This is a genomic window from Fontibacillus panacisegetis (genome assembly GCF_900102215.1).
In the GTDB taxonomy this organism is placed as follows: Bacteria; Bacillota; Bacilli; order Paenibacillales; family Paenibacillaceae; genus Fontibacillus; species Fontibacillus panacisegetis.
Genome location: NZ_FNBG01000040.1, coordinates 1 through 17,792, shown reverse-complemented (window position 1 = coordinate 17,792; position 17,792 = coordinate 1). Strand labels below are relative to the sequence as shown.

20 protein-coding genes are annotated in these 17,792 nt (G+C 42.0%); 19 read left to right on the top strand and 1 reads right to left on the bottom strand.

Features of this window, described 5'->3' with window-relative positions; translation table 11 throughout:
* Positions 1–44: 44 nt before the first annotated feature.
* The 19 genes from BLS49_RS22075 to BLS49_RS21990 all read left to right on the top strand — a co-directional run bounded on the left by BLS49_RS22075 (position 45) and on the right by BLS49_RS21990 (position 16,830).
* Positions 45–1,727, top strand: a complete 1,683-nt coding sequence (locus tag BLS49_RS22075; protein WP_091235850.1) for an ABC transporter substrate-binding protein — start codon at positions 45–47, stop codon at positions 1,725–1,727.
* 72 nt (positions 1,728–1,799) lie between these two features.
* Positions 1,800–1,973: a lysine biosynthesis protein LysW gene (locus BLS49_RS22070; RefSeq protein ID WP_091235848.1), complete on the top strand. Its 174-nt coding sequence runs from the start codon at positions 1,800–1,802 to the stop codon at positions 1,971–1,973.
* A 9-nt stretch (positions 1,974–1,982) separates the two neighbouring features.
* Positions 1,983–2,879 (top strand): RimK family alpha-L-glutamate ligase, encoded by an 897-nt coding sequence (locus tag BLS49_RS22065; protein ID WP_091235847.1) that lies wholly within the window; start codon positions 1,983–1,985, stop codon positions 2,877–2,879.
* Positions 2,880–2,899: 20 nt separating this feature from the next.
* On the top strand, positions 2,900–3,568 hold the full coding sequence (locus tag BLS49_RS22060) for a degT/DnrJ/EryC1/StrS aminotransferase (protein WP_091235845.1): 669 nt from the start codon (positions 2,900–2,902) through the stop codon (positions 3,566–3,568).
* Positions 3,565–4,887, top strand: coding sequence for a DegT/DnrJ/EryC1/StrS aminotransferase family protein (locus tag BLS49_RS22055; RefSeq protein ID WP_091235844.1), 1,323 nt, complete (start codon positions 3,565–3,567; stop codon positions 4,885–4,887). Before BLS49_RS22060 ends, BLS49_RS22055 begins: the two co-directional genes overlap by 4 nt.
* A complete protein-coding gene (argC, locus tag BLS49_RS22050; protein ID WP_091235842.1) occupies positions 4,884–5,933 on the top strand; it encodes an N-acetyl-gamma-glutamyl-phosphate reductase in 1,050 nt (349 codons plus the stop codon). Before BLS49_RS22055 ends, argC begins: the two co-directional genes overlap by 4 nt.
* Positions 5,933–7,783 carry a M20/M25/M40 family metallo-hydrolase gene (locus BLS49_RS22045; protein ID WP_091235840.1) on the top strand — a complete coding sequence of 617 codons (1,851 nt, stop codon included), beginning with the start codon at positions 5,933–5,935 and terminating at the stop codon, positions 7,781–7,783. The genes argC and BLS49_RS22045 overlap by 1 nt, the downstream gene beginning before the upstream one ends.
* Positions 7,784–8,584, top strand: coding sequence for a 1-deoxy-D-xylulose-5-phosphate synthase N-terminal domain-containing protein (locus BLS49_RS22040; protein WP_091235839.1), 801 nt, complete (start codon positions 7,784–7,786; stop codon positions 8,582–8,584).
* Complete coding sequence (locus tag BLS49_RS22035) at positions 8,581–9,519, top strand: transketolase family protein (RefSeq protein WP_091235837.1); 939 nt, start codon at positions 8,581–8,583, stop codon at positions 9,517–9,519. Before BLS49_RS22040 ends, BLS49_RS22035 begins: the two co-directional genes overlap by 4 nt.
* Complete coding sequence (locus BLS49_RS22030; RefSeq protein WP_091235836.1) at positions 9,509–10,729, top strand: MFS transporter; 1,221 nt, start codon at positions 9,509–9,511, stop codon at positions 10,727–10,729. Before BLS49_RS22035 ends, BLS49_RS22030 begins: the two co-directional genes overlap by 11 nt.
* Before the next feature lie 10 nt (positions 10,730–10,739).
* Positions 10,740–12,005, top strand: a complete 1,266-nt coding sequence (locus BLS49_RS22025) for an ATP-grasp domain-containing protein (RefSeq protein WP_245742709.1) — start codon at positions 10,740–10,742, stop codon at positions 12,003–12,005.
* Positions 12,006–12,042: 37 nt separating this feature from the next.
* Positions 12,043–12,579 (top strand): flavodoxin family protein, encoded by a 537-nt coding sequence (locus tag BLS49_RS22020; RefSeq protein ID WP_091235834.1) that lies wholly within the window; start codon positions 12,043–12,045, stop codon positions 12,577–12,579.
* Between the two features lie 341 nt (positions 12,580–12,920).
* Positions 12,921–13,538, top strand: coding sequence for a cyclase family protein (locus tag BLS49_RS22015; protein WP_091235831.1), 618 nt, complete (start codon positions 12,921–12,923; stop codon positions 13,536–13,538).
* A 352-nt stretch (positions 13,539–13,890) separates the two neighbouring features.
* On the top strand, positions 13,891–14,322 hold the full coding sequence (locus tag BLS49_RS22010) for a DinB family protein (RefSeq protein WP_245742707.1): 432 nt from the start codon (positions 13,891–13,893) through the stop codon (positions 14,320–14,322).
* 238 nt (positions 14,323–14,560) lie between these two features.
* Positions 14,561–14,821: a hypothetical protein gene (locus tag BLS49_RS22005; RefSeq protein WP_091235827.1), complete on the top strand. Its 261-nt coding sequence runs from the start codon at positions 14,561–14,563 to the stop codon at positions 14,819–14,821.
* 97 nt (positions 14,822–14,918) lie between these two features.
* Positions 14,919–15,593, top strand: a complete 675-nt coding sequence (locus tag BLS49_RS22000; RefSeq protein ID WP_245742705.1) for an HD domain-containing protein — start codon at positions 14,919–14,921, stop codon at positions 15,591–15,593.
* 205 nt (positions 15,594–15,798) lie between these two features.
* Entirely contained in the window at positions 15,799–15,993 is a 195-nt protein-coding gene (locus tag BLS49_RS25555; RefSeq protein ID WP_281243754.1) for a 5' nucleotidase, NT5C type, read from the top strand.
* Positions 15,994–16,066: 73 nt separating this feature from the next.
* Positions 16,067–16,345 carry a 5' nucleotidase, NT5C type gene (locus BLS49_RS25550; protein ID WP_281243753.1) on the top strand — a complete coding sequence of 93 codons (279 nt, stop codon included), beginning with the start codon at positions 16,067–16,069 and terminating at the stop codon, positions 16,343–16,345.
* A gap of 17 nt (positions 16,346–16,362) precedes the next feature.
* Positions 16,363–16,830 carry a hypothetical protein gene (locus BLS49_RS21990; protein ID WP_091235824.1) on the top strand — a complete coding sequence of 156 codons (468 nt, stop codon included), beginning with the start codon at positions 16,363–16,365 and terminating at the stop codon, positions 16,828–16,830.
* A gap of 611 nt (positions 16,831–17,441) precedes the next feature.
* On the opposite strand, the gene BLS49_RS21980 is transcribed toward BLS49_RS21990, so the two are convergent.
* Positions 17,442–17,792, bottom strand: a 351-nt coding sequence (locus BLS49_RS21980; protein ID WP_175471432.1) for a transposase, incomplete at its 5' end; no start/stop codon positions are given.

Here is a 17,792-nt window from a genome sequence, read left to right as displayed (position 1 = left end):
AGTGATATATTACTTGCCTAAATAGATTAAAGGGAGAGAAATCTATGAAATTATTGCTGCGATTACAAGGGATTACCCTGATACTGATCTTTACATTGTTACTATCCGCATGCGCCAATTCGAGCAAAACAAATAATACAGCGACCAGCAACTCTGATTCTCAACCAGAACAATCACAACAAACCGTATCTGATAATGGAACAAGCGACAAAGTCCAAGAACCTAAAATATTAAACATCGGGATCGTAAATGCCCCGGTTACTTTAAATCAGATCAATACGCAGGATAACTCGGCGTCTCTGGTTCCGATCAACTTAATCAACGATGCTTTGCTTGATGTTACGGAGTCCGCGCAATTTATACCTAAACTGGCAGAATCCATTGAGACCAAGGATAAACAAACATACCGCGTTAAGCTCAAATCGAATGCCAAGTGGAACGATGCAACACCTTTTACGACAACAGATGTGGCTTTCACATTAAAGATTGCCCTTCATCCCAAAGTAGATACATCATTTAAGCTTCAATTTATAGAGGGAGTAAATGACTTCGGTAAGCTGGACGAAGGAACAACGGACATCAAAGGACTTCACGTTATCGATTCAACTACTTTCGAGATTAAGACCAAAACTCCAATTGATCCGTTAGTGTTCAATGAGCGATTCGGTGTAAAGGTCAACTTCTTGCCCCAGCACATTTTAAAAGATATTGATCCGGAGCAGTTAGCTACACATGAATATTTTCAAAAACCGACCATAACGATTGGTCCATATAAATTTGCTAACTACGAGCAAGGTCAATATGTAGAGGTTACGAAGAACGAAAATTATTACCTCGACATCCCGAAGATTGACACAATATTTATTAAGGTGCTTCCGGCTGCAAATTTAGTAGCTCAGCTGCAGACAGGGGAAATAGCGTTGAATTCTCTGCCGGTGGGCCTTGTACCGATTACTGATTATGATAAGGTAACGAGTTTTGAAAATGTGAATGTGACATCAGCTTCAGCGTCTGAGCCAGCAGAGCTGTTCTTCAATATCGAGAGACTCCCTGACAAGAAGGTTCGCCAAGCGATCGCACACGCTCTGAATCGTCCGCTCATCGTCGAGCAGCTTCTAAAAGGGCAAGCAGAAATTATTGACGGAGGCATTCCAAGCTCACATCCATATTTTAATAAAGACATTGAGCCGTATAATTATGACCCGGAAAAGGCCAAAAAACTTCTGCAGGAAGCTGGCTGGGACTCGGATCGCAAGCTTGTTTTTCTCATACCTGTAGGTAATAAGGTTCGTGAACAGGCAGCCGATATACTGGTGCAAAATTTAGAATCAGTTGGTTTGAAAATCGATGTTCAGAAGTTCGATTTTCCTACGTTAATCGATAAGGTTGAGAAAGGTGAGCATGACATTACTATTTTTACGAGAGATTACTATATTGAACCAAGCCTCTATTTTACAACCTATAGAAGCTATGATCCCGATAGCGTGATTCGTTATAACAATCCATTGGTAGATAAGCTGATCCAGCAAGGGGAGCAGGAAATCGATGAGGCAAAGCGCCATGACATTTACAATCATTTACAAGAGATACTTCATGATGAAGTGCCTACGTTAGCCGTCTATTCAGAGAAAAGATTGCAGGTAGTCTCGAAGAACGTACTCGTAGGTAAGCCACTGAATTTAGGTACGTTCAACAATGTAAACCAGTGGGATTTGACAACGGAGTAGGACGAATCAGGTTATAAGGGGTTTTATCCTTTTATAATAAATAATTTTCTAATTTATAGGAGGTAAGAGGAGATGGCAGAGTTAAGATGTCTTGTTTGCAAGTCGGATATCGAAGTAGAAGAGCGTGCAACGACAGGTGAAATCGTGGAGTGCGATTCTTGCGGTCAAGAACATGAAGTTCAGGTTGAGGCTCAACTTGTCAGTATTGCTCTGGCTCCAGAAATTGAAGAAACTTGGGGAGAGTAGGTATCGAACATGGATCAGAATAACGCTGTCTTATTGTGTGTCACTAAGTTGAGAGAGGAAGAACAGCGTATTATCGATCATTTGGCCGAATTGGGAATACAAGTGCAAGTGAATCTGGATTCCATGGAATTGCCTTTGGGACGGTCTGAGGATGGACCCTTTGGACTCGCTCTCATTCGTTGTCTTTCTCAGAAAAACGCACTCCATCGAACCCAATTTCTCGAGCTGGCCGGGCTAGAGACGTTGAACTCGATCAAGGCGATTACGATTTGTACGAATAAGATTCATCAAGCTATTGTGTTTGGAAAAAGCGGGATACCCCAGCCCAAATTCAAGTTAATCTTTTCACCGGGGAAGCTGTATGATGCGATACAGGAATTTGGTGATCTGTGCGTTATTAAACCAGCAACATCATCATGGGGGCGGGGAATTGCCAGAATTACAGGGAGAGAATGCCTGGAGGGCTGGATTGCGGCAAGAGAATCCGTAGATCCCAGCCATCAAGCATTTCCTGTATTGGTACAGGAGTATGTGGAGAAGGGGGATTATGATATTCGTGTAGTTATTGTCGGCCGCACTCCAATAGTAGCTTTCCGTCGGGTTTCGGAAGAAAATTGGAAGACAAATACGCATCTGGGTGCTGAAATTGAGCCGCTGACAATTAATGAAGAGATCGCTTCTATTTGTGAGCAATTGGTAGAGGTTCTGGGAGAAGGGGTATATGGCGCAGACTTGTTTTTTGATTATAAACAGCTGCGTTATGTCGTTTGTGAAGTGAATCAGAACCCTGAGTTTGCGAAATCGTGGAAGATCCATGGTGTTGATGTGGCGTATCATATCGCTCAATATGTGAAAGACGTGCTTGTTCGGAAAAGCAAGGTCAGCTTGAAGGTTAATTCACAGTAAACGGGGAGGTTTGCAACTAAATGAGCGAAACATTAACCAGGCCAGAAACTGAAACTGTAGTCCAGAAGGAGCAATATTTTTCTTTATCCTTCGTCTTATCCAGAGTTCTGAATTCTGGCGTCATCATGAGTATTGAAAAAAATGATCAAGAATTAAAAAGATTGGAGAAAAGTATAGCCAAGCTCACAAAAACGAAATACGTGTCCTTGTTCAATAGTTATACTGGAGCGATTCACGGTGCATTGTGGGGACAGGATATTCGCTATCAATCCTCTACACGGTTGAATCATCCAAGTGATCAGGAGAGGAAGTTTCTTGAGTGGTTAGGAATCTCGCTTGTTGCGGAGCCACATGTGAAGCAGGCATATTCATCTATTAGCCTGAGTGGCTCCAATCTTAGAGATGTGGATCGGCTTGTGCATGAGACAGGGGGAGAAGCCCCTGTGCTCATTGTGGATTTTACAGAGCTGGGCTTCGGACCTGTGGCCGCGATTGCCACCAATGACGAGAACATTTGGAAGAAGGCAGAACGATTGAAAATTTTCGGTGCCTTTGATCTCCAGACGATGTGGACTCAGGAAGAAAGTGAGCCTGAGCTGCAGCCAACGGCTCAGTTTAACTACAGGCTCAGCCCGCTTGTAGCAGCATGCGTGAAATTAACTCTGCTGAGGAGGAATCTATCATCGTGAAGACAGACTTTATTCGTAAGCCACTATCACTGCCTTCAGAAGATTGGATCACAGATCCATTAGCATTTCTGGGCGGTCCATCTGTCATCCCTGAAGATGTAAGGAGAACCAATTTTCCGATTATTACGAAAGAAGATGTCATTCAAATGATGGTCTCAATTCAACAGGATGGAGACGAAGTCGTGAATGAATTCAAGGAAGCGTATCGCAATTATGTAGGAGCCAATTACGCGATTGCGACAGCGAGCGGCACTTCAAGCTTGCACTTAGCATTAGTAGGGGCAGGGGTAGAGCCTGGAGATGAGGTAATTGTGCCTGCCTTTACGTTCATTGCAACCGCTCAGGCTGTTGTGGCTGCAAAGGCGATTCCGATTTTCGTAGACATCGACCCCATAACGTATTGCCTGGACCCGACAAAAGCAGAACATGCGATTACAAACAAAACGAAAGCGATTATGCCTGTACATGTACATGGATTGCCTGCTGATCTGCCGGCACTAAGAAGTCTGGTGGACAAATATTCACTTCGTCTCGTAGAGGATGCCTCACACGCGCATTCGGCTTCCATTCATGGCCAATTAGCGGGCTCGATTGGCGATAGCGCAGGTCAGAGCTTAATGGCGGATAAAAACTTTATGGTAGGTGGAGAAGGCGGGATCGCTTTCTTCAAGGAGAAAGAAGATTATGAGCGTGCGCTTGGATTCCTTGATTCATCGGGAATTGATTACCGGATGTCATGGATCGTCGCCGCCTTTGGACTGAGTCAGCTAGACCGTCTTCCATATTATGATGACATTCGGGCACGTAATGCCGCCTATTTGACTAACGCGTTGTCGGAGACGAAGCTGTTCAGCGGACCTCACGTACCTGAGGGCTACAGGCACAGCTATAACATGTACCGGATTAAGCTGTCTCCAGAACGGCTTGGTCTTGATGATTTGGAGGATTACCGTGTAAAAGATGCGGTGCAGCAGCTTGTTAATCATGAAGGGGTGTACGCCAGAGAATGGCAAAATGTACCGATTCCAGGCCATCTTCCTTTTAAAAATCGGAGAGGCTTCGGAAATGGTTATCCATTCACGCTATCGGACCGACAAGACTTTGGTTACGAACTGAATCAATTCCCTGAAACGCTGAAGATGCTGAGGAATAGCTTGACGATATGCAGAGAGCTGAGGACGCCAATTGAGTATGAGCGAATTCAAGCCTATGCATTGGCATTCAAGAAAATTGATGAGAACCCGCATATTATTCGTCAACTCGTAGAGCAGGGAAATGACCTCAGTATTCCTTATGAAAGAGATGCTCGATTAGGATGAGTATTTCAGGCAATCAGAGACGGGTAGCCATTCTTGGCGGCAGCGGGTTCACTGGCGCTGAATTATACAGGCTGTTAGGCAAGCATCCTCATTTAGAAGTTGATTTTGTCTCTTCCGAATCGAAAGCGGGGTTACCTGTGGACAAGTATTATATCGGATCGATCCATAAAAAGAAGTCCAGCTCGTTAAAGTTCAGTAAAATAGCCGAGCTAAAGGGTCATTACGATGCAATTTTCTCATGCTTGCCCACAGGCGCTCTCCCTAAAATTATCAATCAGGTGTCAGAGCAGACAGACTATATTTTCAATGTAAGCGGGGATTATCGGATATCCGACCCCGATATATTAAATCAGCACTATCCTGAGACGTTAAAACATTCGTTCGAGGGAAGCGGGCATTACTTTATTCCGGAGTTCAGCAGGATCGATCCTTCGGTGAAGGTGATAAATCTTCCTGGATGCATGGCAGTGGCAACGCTGTATACGCTCTATCCACTTGTTGCACATCATTTGATTGAAGATCGAGTGGTTACAGATGCCAAAACTGGTTCCAGCGGCGGGGGGAAATCGACGACCGAGCATCATGCGGAGCGAGCGCATAACTTTAGAGCCTTTAAGGTGCATGGACATCGGCATAGGCCGGAGATCGAACACGCGCTGAACTATCATCTGAATCGGTCGGTGAGCCTTCAATTTTCCGTCTTTAGTCTGGATCTTCCGAGAGGGATCATGGCTTCTTCCTATTCGTTGCTAAAAGAGCATGTAGAAGCAGTGGATGTGAAAAAAGCTTTTTACAGCACGTATTCGAATACGCCCTTTATTCATTATTTTAGCTCGGGAAATGGCTCACCTATGATTAAGACGGTCGTCGGAACAAATTATGCCGAGGTGGGTGCTTATGTCGAAGGGCGGAATTGTGTTTCGCTTGCAACGATTGATAATTTGATCAAAGGAGCTGCGGGGCAAGCCATTCAGGCGGCCAATCTCTATTTTGACTATCCCGAGGATGCGGGGCTGCAATTTGAAGGCGAAGGAGCGTGGCCTTGATGAGCAGTGACGGCAGTCTATATGTCATCAAACTGGGCAGCAGCACGATAGTAAATCATCCGGAGATTTTTGAGGAAATACATGACATCGTAAAGCGAGGAAGCAGGTTGCTGCTCGTTGCAGGCGGGGCGGAAGCGATTAAGCAGAAATATGAATCCATCTCACGTCCAATGCCATTTCTCATTTTACCGTCAGGTGATGAGGTGCGGTATTGTTCACCCGAGGAAATGCCTTATATTTGCGCAGCGTATCATGAAAATATTTTGTCAAAGATAACAAAACATTTGAAGGAACATGGACTTTCAGTGTATGCGCAGCTGGGTGGTGATAACGGGTTGGTTGTTGGAGAGAAAGCCAATCCACTCAAAGTGATAAGAGACGGGAAAAAGATCATTGTCCGCGATTCCTTATTTGGCCAATTCGCAAGTAGTCGTGCCGCATTCCTGAAAGCTGCATTAGCGAACTTTGATGTGGTATGTGTGACTCCACCGATTTGGGACCCCGAGCTGGATTCGTACATTAACATCGATGCGGATGTACTGGCTGCGCATTTAGCAGTTGATCTGGAGGCGCATCATTTACGCTTTGTTACGGGCACTGCTGGTTTGCTGCAAGACATTCAGGATTCGCATTCCACGATCCCGGATGTCTATGCCGATGATGAGCTGAACTCTGTTGAAGGTCGCATGAAACAGAAGGTGCGGGCAGCGAGATTGGCGGTCCAGCAAGGCGTCTGCGATGTGAGTATTACCGGGCCTCATACTTTGAATAAAGGAGGAAAAACATGGTTCTGGAATGTTGAGAGTGATCTCCGCGACTTGGATTTGCTGAATAAGGTTGTGCGAATTCCTTCGGTTTCACAGGATGAGCATGAGCTTGCGCAATATTTACTGGACTCCATTCGTTACCCCTTGGTATCCGGGAACATCGATGAAGCGGGGAACATTGTATTTCGAAAAGGGAATGGTCTCCATACGCTACTTCTTCTAGGTCATATCGATACGGTTCCGCATGTCTGGCCTGTTCGTACCGATTCAAATGGTGTCACAGGCAGAGGAGTTGTCGATGCTAAAGGCTGCTTCGTTAACTTTATTCATATGCTGGAGGAGGTTGATGTACCCGAGCATGGATCTCTTCTCGTTATTGGGGCTGTTGAGGAAGAGATTTCATCATCCAAAGGTGCATTTTTTATTCGTGATCATTATTCAGCGGATGCAGTCATTATTGGGGAGCCTAGTGGGGAAGAGAGTTTAACTTTGGGATATTACGGATTGTTCAAGCTTCTTATTACGATTCATCGGGCACAGGAGCATACCGCAGCCAAGGATAGCGTAAGCGTCATCGACGAGTTGTATAGCATTGTGGGAGAAATCCGTCACCGAGTCCGTGAAATCGATCCGCAATCCCTATCCTCTCTTATTGACATTGAGCATCAAAATGAGAAGGGGTTTTTGACGGTAAGAGGTACGTTGAACTTTAGAGTATCGCCGGAGGCAGGCAACGATTACAGGAACAAGCTTGATCTTGAATTTGGTGAGGGAGTGAGGGTTGAGGTTGTGCGTGAAACGCCGGGATTTGCAAATCCACGCTCGGATATGCTGGTCAAATCATTTGTTCGCAGCTTCGTAAAGCAAGGGAAGTCGATCCGATATATCAAGAAACGCGGGACTAGCGACATGAATACCTTGGCGACAACATGGAGCGATGTTCCCATGGTGGCTTATGGTCCGGGGGATTCCAGCTTGGATCATACGAATGATGAGTACCTGCACAATAAAGAGGTTGAGTCGTCGCGAGCCATTTTAAAGGATGTGGTAGTCGAATGGTTTCGGCAACGGACGGAGGTATAGATGGAGCAAACAATACCTGTTCAAAACATAGACATTTCCTTGCTTATCGAAAGAGTCAAGGAAGCGAGAAAATTGATCATCGATATGGCGTCTGCACCAACAGGATGTCATATTGGCGGAAGTCTCTCGGTCATCGATCTGTTAGTCGGTGCGTATGCGAGGTATTATGGGGATCCCGATACGGTCATCATTTTAAGCAAAGGGCACGCTGCCGCGGCATTGTATGCGACTCTGCATGTGTATGGGATCATTCCGGATAATCCTGCGGACAGCTATGGTGAAGAGGGTTCTTTATTTACGGGGCATCCAAACCATAAGCTTCCGGGCATCCCCTTCGCGACGGGGAGTCTCGGGCATGGCATTTCTTATGCAGCTGGCTGGGCTTTGGCGCAGAAAATGAAGGGAACGAAAGGATTAGGAATCGTGATCGGCGGAGATGGGGAGCTGCAAGAGGGGTTGTGCTGGGAAACTGCCCAGATCGTCCAGGCCCAGTCGATCACTAATTTTGTCTATATTGTGGATTGCAATGGGGGGCAGAATGACGGGTATGTCGATGATATATCTCCGATTCGCAACCTGCGGCAGCGATTTGAAGCATTTGGCTTCGTGGTCAGAGAAATCGACGGTCATCAGCTAGAAGACATCGTTGCCTCTATCGAACCCCATCCTGATAGGCCGGTTGCCATTTTGGCGAGGACTATTAAAGGAAAAGGTGTGGCAGCGCTTGAAGGTAATCCGGAATCGCATTATGCGAAGATACCGAAGAAACTGGCATATCGATGGAAGGTGGGCTTGTCATGACGAAGTCGGGGAGAGATTCTTACAAGGACGAACTAACCAGTCTTGCATCTCATAATGAACAGATTGTATGTATAGAAGCTGATTTAGGCGGCAAAAACCATCCGTTTCAGCAGCAGCATCCTGATCGCTTCTTTAACTTCGGCATTGCGGAATTGGCAGGCATTGATATGGCAGCTGGTCTTGCAGAAGCGGGATATGTGCCGTTCTTTTCAACGTTTGCTTCTTTTGCGGCCTTACGCGCTTCTGAAAGCATCAAGCTGACGATGGGATATATGGGCAAAAACGTAAAGGTCGTTGCCGCTTACGGCGGAGTATCAGGTGGATGGTTCGGCACGACCCATCATGCATTGGAGGACATCGCTGTCCTCCAATCGTTTCAGAACATTCGGATTGCCTGTCCTCATGGAGAATCGGAGACGAGACGGGTTATTCAGGAGGCAGCTGCTTCAGAGGAACCCTACTATATTCGGCTTTCCAGAAATGATTCGTTCGACAGCCTGCTCCGAAAGGAGGAAGCAAGCTGCCGTGAAATGATTGTGGTAGGTGAGAAGCGTAATGGCTTATCTCGATTGTGCTTGGTTTCGGTGGGAGAGCAAGCGACGGAGCTATGCCAACGGATCATTCAAGAGGATGATTCCATTGTGCACGCTCATCTCTGTTATATCGATATTCAAAGCTTGAAGTCATATACAGAGCAGTTAACTGCATTATCCCATCGGTTTCTTGTCGTGGAGGAGCATCGTGCAACTGGGAGTACAGCATCCTATCTGGCGCTGTTATTGCCTAAATATGAGATTTATTCGCATGATTGCGGAGAGCAATGGCCGAGCTATGGGGGAACGCACACCGAGGTACTGAGCTATTTGGGCTTTGGATACGAAACATTGCAGCAGCAAATTCAGGATATCCTGGGAGGTACGGCGGATGATTTTTAGCTTATTAAAACCAAGCAATTTCCGTCATTTTTTTATCGCAGATATCGTTTCCGGGTTTGGTGTAGGGATGAGTACGATTGGCGCGAACTGGTATCTTATGGATCAGACGGGTTCGATTACATCCGTCGGATTTATGCTTTCATTAAATGTCATTGCGGGATTTCTCATCTCCGCTTTTGCCGGTACCTTAATTGATAAGTGGAACCGAAAGACGATCATTCTTTGGGCGCACGGAATTCGGGCCATTGCGCTGCTTCTTATTGCAGGTGCTTTTTTATGGGCGGGGTTCCGAATCGAACTTCTTTATGCATTCGCTATCCTGAACGGGATAGGCTGGACTGTATATATGTCGGCTTCGCGAAGCTTGGTTCAAGAAATTGTGCCGGAGAACGATTTTATCCATGGTAACTCTTTAATTGAGATCAGCCTGCAAGTGGGTATGTTCGTGGCCGGAGCCGTCTCAGGCATACTGTATAAATACGTTGGTTTTGAGTTGATTCTTTTTCTAAATTCACTTGCTTTTATAGCAGCCAGCTTCTTTCTTATTAGGATGCAGCATACGCCCATCCAGCTCGATAACAAGGGTGAACGCTTCTTTGAAACATTTAAGAATGGGTTTAGCTACTTAGTGGAACGACCTTATATTTTTGTGGTAGGTATCGTATCGATTATTCCTCTTGTTTCCACTATGGTATACAACGTGGTTCTTCCCGGGTATGTGAGCATTGCTGTGGGAGGAGATTCAGTCGTATTTGGATTGTCCGATATGTTCTATGGCATTGGGGCGCTGTTGTCCGGGTTTATTGCAGCATCGTTGGCGAAGCGATTTTCGCAAAACAGAACGATCATATTATTTTTCCTGATCTCGGTTCTGATCCTTGTGGTTGTTGCGTTCAATACTACGATTCTTCTTCTGTATGTTGGCAGTGTGTTGATAGGATTAACGAATTCTTCGTTACGCATTTTAATAACAACGACGCTGATGGAAACTGTCTCGAAAGCTTATATGGGACGTTCAACTTCAGTGTGGATGGCGATTTCGCTACTCTTACAGACTGTCTCAGCGACAGGACTTGGCATAGTTATCGATCGCTATTCTCCAGGCGTGGGCTTTATTTGTATGAGTGGTTTGATGATCGTCGGACTAATTGTATATTACGCGCTGAGTAGTAGAAAACAGCAACAGAAAGCACTGGATACAAACTTTTAGGAGGGGAAAAATGATGACAACGATCAAAACGGTTGCTTTTGTCGAACCGAGTTTCTATGGCGTAAGTTTTGCTAGAGCCGCTTTTGAGCAAGGGCATGAGGTCATTTCCATTGTATCGTCTACGGACAACCCGAAGAAATATGGATATGAAGGCATCTACAATGATTTGATAGTTGCTGATATAAGGGATGAAGAGTCGCTCTATCAAGCGATTATTCATTCTCCCTATGCGGATCGGCTGGATGCGCTCATTCCTGCTACGGATTACGCGTCACATTTGACAGCGAGGGTAGCAGAACGTCTTGGACTTAGAGGGGTACCCTATGAGGCGGCATTGAAATCTAGAAATAAAGATTTAGCTCGGGAAGCTTATGCAGAACACGATGTTCCGAGCGCTAAGTTCAAGAAGGTAAGAACCTTTGAAGAAGCGGCAGCGGCAGCGGAAGAGATCGGATATCCAGTTGTGCTAAAGCCGACGAATGCGGCGAGCAGTCAAAATGTTTATTTTATTAGCAATGTTACGGAGCTGCAAAAAGCGATAGACATCATCGTTGAGTTCAAAGTGACTTATTTGGATTTTCAAGTCCGTGAAGAGTATTTAATTGAAGAATATTTGGAAGGACCTGAATTTAGTGTAGAGTTATTTTTGGGAGAAGGCGAGCCGATCTTTTCTACTGTGACTGAGAAGATTACTTCGCCGCTGCCTTATTTTGTGGAGATTGTTCATACACTTCCAACGCCTTCGTATGTGGATCAGGAGCAAGAAATTGTTCAGACTGCGGTTAAGGCGCTGCTGGCCATCGGAATTAAGAATGGTCCGAGTCATGTAGAAGTAAAGCTAACTGGCAAGGGACCACGAATCATTGAGGTGAACGGCAGACCAGGAGGTGACAACATTTCTTCGGATTTATTAGTTCAGGCGTTCGGTATTAATATCTTTGAAGCAACGGTCAACTATTATTTGGACAATCCGATCGAACTTCACAAGAAGCATCATCGAGCTGCCTCGATCGCTTATGTGATCGCAGACAGGGATGGGGTATTTGAACGGATTGAGGGTCTTGAAGAATTGAGTCAGCATGCCAATGTGATCCGCTCACACGTCAATGTTTCTGCTGGTGATACTATTTCGATAGCGAGAAGCTCTGATGATCGGTTGGGATATTTGATTACGACAGGAGATACCCCTCAGGAAGCCAAGGAATTGGCGGTTGCGTTAGTGGAGGGCTTAAAGGTGATCTATCGACATCAGGAGGCTGAAATCGCGCAGGTTTAGGATAGAAAAGTTAAATATGAAGAAAGGTTGATGATGGATGGGAATTGCAGTGATCTATGGAAGCTCGCGTAAAAATGGGAATTCGGATCAATTAGCAAATTTGTTAGTTGAAGAGTTTGAAGCAGATAAAATCCATTTGTCTGATTATAAGATTGAACCAATAAGAGACTACCGCCATTCAGAGAAGGGACCTTACCCGGATGACGATTATCATCAAGTGCTAGAACGCGTGTTAGCCCAGGATGTGCTTGTGTTTACAACACCGATTTACTGGTACGGAGCATCCGGTCTAACGAAAACATTCATTGATCGCTGGTCACAGTCATTACGGGAGAACAGGGAGGAGTTTTTAGCCAAGTTCGCCACAAAAACAGCTTGGGTTATTGGCATTGGCGCTGACGAACCTCAGATTAAGGGACTTTCACTTGTTCAGCAATTCCAGCATATTTTTGATTTTACAGGTACGAAATTTGCCGGTTATGTTCTTGGTAAAGGCAATGAGCCTGGAGATATCCTGCAAGATGCCGGAGCTTTAGCGGCGGTGGAGGACATACGGTCGAAGTGGCGTCTTTGAATAAATGATGGATAGTAGGAAAATAAGAATCAAGAATAGAGTTATTCCATGGGAGTTGATTACTATGAACAACGCTCATGGGATATCTTTTTGTTATTGGTAAATTCAGTTTTTTGAAATGGATTATTGGAGTGGTCTTTTAAGGCATAGAAAAAGGAGTATCTTCCTGAATCTCGAATTAGTAGTGTGAGTAAACCAACAAAAAACCATTTGACAACATCGTTCCCCCGAGACTTGAAAAATGAATGAAACGCAATTAACTACTAGGAATCATGGTTTGATGTTTGGAAGAGTTATCGAAAATCTTCGCAATGATAAAAAGAAAAAAATGAGGGATTTCAATGAAGCTTATAGATTTGACTCATATTATTCAAAATCAGATTCCTGTGTATCCAGGTGATAGTGAGATGGAATTAATACAGACCAGTACATTGACGACTGATGGCTATTGTAACCATCAATTAACCATCAATATGCATACAGGTACTCATATAGATGGTCCTATGCATTTAATCAGTTCAGAACTATTTATAAGTGATTTTCCTCTGGATTCATTTGTAGGGAAAGGAACATTGTTAAATGTATCTGGAATGAATCGAATTGAATATAAGGATGAGTATGAACACTTGATAAGTGAAGGAACTATTTTAATTCTGTATACTGGCCATAGTATCTATTTTGGTCAAGAGAAGTATTTTACAGAACATCCAACTTTAACGAAGGAATTTGCTGAATTAGTAGTGCGAAAGAAAATAAAACTGATTGGAATGGATATGCCTTCCCCAGATAAATTCCCATTTGAAATTCATAAATATTTGTTTAGTAATCAAGTGCTAATTGCTGAAAATCTAACTAATGTTGATCAATTATTGAAGGTTAATTCTTTTGAAATCATTGCACTTCCATTACTTATTAATACAGATTCATCGATCGCTCGTATTATTGCACGCTTGGACTGATAAATATTCGATAACACCCGTATCTCAAATCCAAACTTATATAAAGTGTAATCAAACACTAATAAAAAAGTGAAATAGTAATGAAATTAAGTGTAACAAAATCTTTTATTGGAGGAGAGTTACATATGCAAATTCTAAAAAAGTAAAAGAATTGGAGATTAACAAAAACGTTTCATTTTGCAATGAGTTATATAATTTTAGCGGAGTTGCTTATAAAGTGGATTTTATAGCACAGGAAGCGGAAGAATTCCCATTTGAATTTGATATTGATCTTGTAGAATAATTTTGACTTATTCATTAGTCATAATTGCTGAAATTTATAAAGAAAGAGTGATGAGTCTTGAGTTCAATAATGAAATTTGAAAAACTTCTTGATGAAATACCAAAGCTCATAAACGGCATTGATGATAATGAATTTATTACTAAGGTTTCTTCAAACAAGTGGTCAAAGCAAGAAATATTAGGACATTTATGCGATTCAGCGGTAAACAACCATTCCCGATTTGTCAGAATAATTTTGACTGAAGAACCAATTAGTATTGATGGATACAAGCAGGATGAATGGGTTAGAATTCATGATTATCAAAATAATTATAGCAAATCTGATTTACTGACATTATGGATACAACTTAACAAACAAATACTGAATGTCATAAGAAATGCTAGTGAATTGGATTTCAATAAACAATGTATCTTGAGCGATAAGAGCCGGGTTACCCTATGTTGGTTATTTGATGATTACTTAAGTCATATGCTGCATCATATAAAACAAATTAAAAGCTAAAATTTGATAGTTCGAGGAAGCCAGCAGCTGCGCCTAACACTGTATTCACGCAGCGGGGGCTATCATTGTTTGGTTGACAGTTGTGTAATCATGGAAGTAGCGTAGCTCACTAAACAAAACGCCCCAGCCTAAGATAAGAGCTATCTAGGGCTGGGGCGTTTTGTGAATACAAGAACGTTAAGTGAAAGCGCGATAACTCAATTTAAAATGGAAGGAAAGAAACAGAGGGGTAATTCTGATGCAGTATTTTATAAGAAGAGCAGATACAAAGGATATTGATGATTTATCTAATCTTTTTGTTGATTTTATTGGAAAAGACTCTGATAAAGATAAGATGGAAGAACAACTTAGAAGAATTAACGAGAATTCTAATTACTATGTTGCTGTTGCAGAGGCTGGTAGTAGAGTGATCGGAACTGCAATGGGAATTATTTGTTATGACTTAGTAGGGGATAGCGGAACATTTGACCAGAAAGGCTTTAAAAAGAAAATACAGTAATAAATATTGTCGTGGAAGAAGCTCAGACAACAAAATGACCGAGCTTAAGATAAGAGTTAGCAAAGGCCGGGTTGTTTCGAGAATACGAGAACGTTAGATGAAATTGCCTAAAATCAGAAAAAAAGAGGTAAAGATGAAAAACAATAAAAATCTTATCAAACTTGCAGAGAAATTTGTAAAGGAAGAACTAGAATTTGATCCATCCGGTCATGATTGGTGGCATTGTAATCGCGTTAGAAATATAGCTCTTGAAATTGCAAAGAATGAGAAGGGAGATTTTTTTATATGTGAATTGGCAGCTCTTCTTCATGACATTGCAGATGAAAAAATAAATGAATCAAAACAAATAGGATTAGATAAAGTACGGAATTGGATGAGACAGAATATTGATGATAAAGAGTGTATAGATAAGGTCATGAGTATAATATCTTCAATGTCTTATAATGGCGGGCAAAATAAACCGATGGAAACAATAGAAGGTCAAATTGTTCAAGACGCTGATCGATTAGATGCATTAGGGGCAATAGGAATTGCTAGAACATTTGTTTATTCGGGCTGGAAAGGACAGCAAATACATAATCCGGACCGAGATCCTGCAAATACGGATTATAGGTCAAATGAAAAAACTGCAATATACCACTTCTATGAAAAACTATTAAAAATTAAGGATTTGTTGAATACGAATTATGCGAAAGAGATAGCGCAGAAAAGACATAAATTTATGGAAGAGTATTTAAGTCATTTTTATAGTGAGTGGAATTTTAAAGATTAATTGTAGTAAGTATCTCGCAGAACTGCGGGCTATGCCGTTGGTTTGGAGTGGAAAGCAGAGATGCTGATTCAGCGAATACCCCTGCGAGGATAAGTCCGTAGGACCCGAACGCGTGCACGCTTTAAGCCTCTCAGGTTCGTAGATACAACAACGTTATCCGAAATCTGCATAAATCATGTTAAAAACATAAATGAGGGTGATTACATTGAAGCAAATTGCAATCGATATGGATGAAGTAATTGCTGATTTTCATTTAAAACACATACATTTGTATAATAATAAGTACAATGAATCATTAACAGTTGAAGATTTGATGGGAACGAGGCTTTGGAAGATACGTCCCGAGTTCTCAAAAGATATATTGGACTTTGTAGATGATCCAGGTTTTTTCGTGACCTGAACGTAATGGAAGGGAGTCAGGAGGTAATTCAAGAACTAAGTAAGTTCTTTGAGATTACATCACAACAGCAGCAATGGAACATCCATCATCGTTTCATGCGAAGTTTGAATGGCTTACAGAACATTTTTCTTTTATCCCACAAGTAAACTATTTTTTTTGTGGTGACAAAAGCATTATCAAGGCTGATTATATGATAGATGATAGCTCAAGACATTTTAGAAGATTTCAAGGACAAGGATTACTATTTACAGCTCCCCACAATATATATGAATCAGGATATATTCGAATGAACAATTGGTATGAAATTCGAAAATATTTTATTAACGTTAAAGAAGCCGCGGGGACATTCTAAGAGAAATGGGGTAAGTAATGAATACAATCAACAAAAAAGTATTAAATGTTCTGATTGTTGTATTTATGATATTTGCTACGTTTGAGATATTCTCCATTTTGACAAATGATTCAGATGAAAAGTTTATGCAAGAACTAATGTTACATCAAAAAATTGATGAATCACAGATTGAGAGTATTAGAATGAACAAAGTAGTATTGAAGAAATCGACATATAAGCATATTGATGTTGAATTAAAGGATGACCAGAAACAAAAAATTATTAATATATTTAATTCAGTAACTCAAGAATCAGTAAATTCAATGAATACAATAAATTCAAATATAAGTTCTGGAATAGTTATTAGATTACAGAATAGATCAGAAGTGCGAATACAATATGATAAGAAGGACATTTATGTTACCCGAGGAGAAGTTATGTATACAGTAGAGGACAATAATTTGAAAGAAATATTTGATAATGAGTTGAAGAACAATAATACTTGATATTTTTTTCAACGATTTATAGCTGATGATTATTGGTTTTTACGTATTCACGCTTCACGACGATCGCCCTTTAGTTGTCAGATGTAAATCATGGAAGAAGCTAAGCAACAAACGACCCAGCCTAAGATAAGAGGTATCTAGGACTGGGTTATTTTGTAAATACATGAACGATATACGAAATTATTGTGGAGGGAAAATGATCAACGAAAAATAGGACCCATTGCAAATATTAATTGAGAGGAAGAACTGGAAGGACAATCCCCAAAATGTTGTTAAGTGGTGGAATAGTATTGTAGATATTGAAGAGAATGATCTTGATGATGAAATGATCCATCGATTATTGCGTTGGAAAGAAATTAGACGAAATCTCAAAGGTGTAAATACTATATTAGATTACAATTTAGTTGTGTCATACATCACTTGTATTTATTTACCATACATGATAGTATGATAATTAAAATCCAACTAATTTGGTTGGAATTAATTTTTCGGAGGAATCGTTATGTCGAAAATTGCAAAAAATCTAACAGATCTAGTAGGTAACACTCCTTTATTAGAGCTCTCCAATTTTTCAAGGAAACATCAAATCCAATCGAAAATAATAGCTAAATTCAGGCTGTTGAGATACCCCTACTTTTAAACTTAGTATCGAAAGAAAAATGAAAATGAAGATGTAAAATACTATACGAAATCTTGTGCATATTCGAGATAGTCCTTCTGGAAAGGTGGAGGGCTATCTTCTTAATGTTCTGTGCAGTTGCGGTTAGCAACGCTTGAATCTGTACATTTTCTCTGCCCCGAAACCGGCAATAGCGAAGCCCGTGGAGCACTTTGGCATCCGCGAAGCTTCGCTCTATAGTTTGGCATCGTATGGCGTAAGCGGCTTTTCCTGCATCACTTTGCCGGTATTTTGCTACTTTTTCCTTGTCGCTCTCCCAAATGTGGCGTTGTACGGTTCGTTG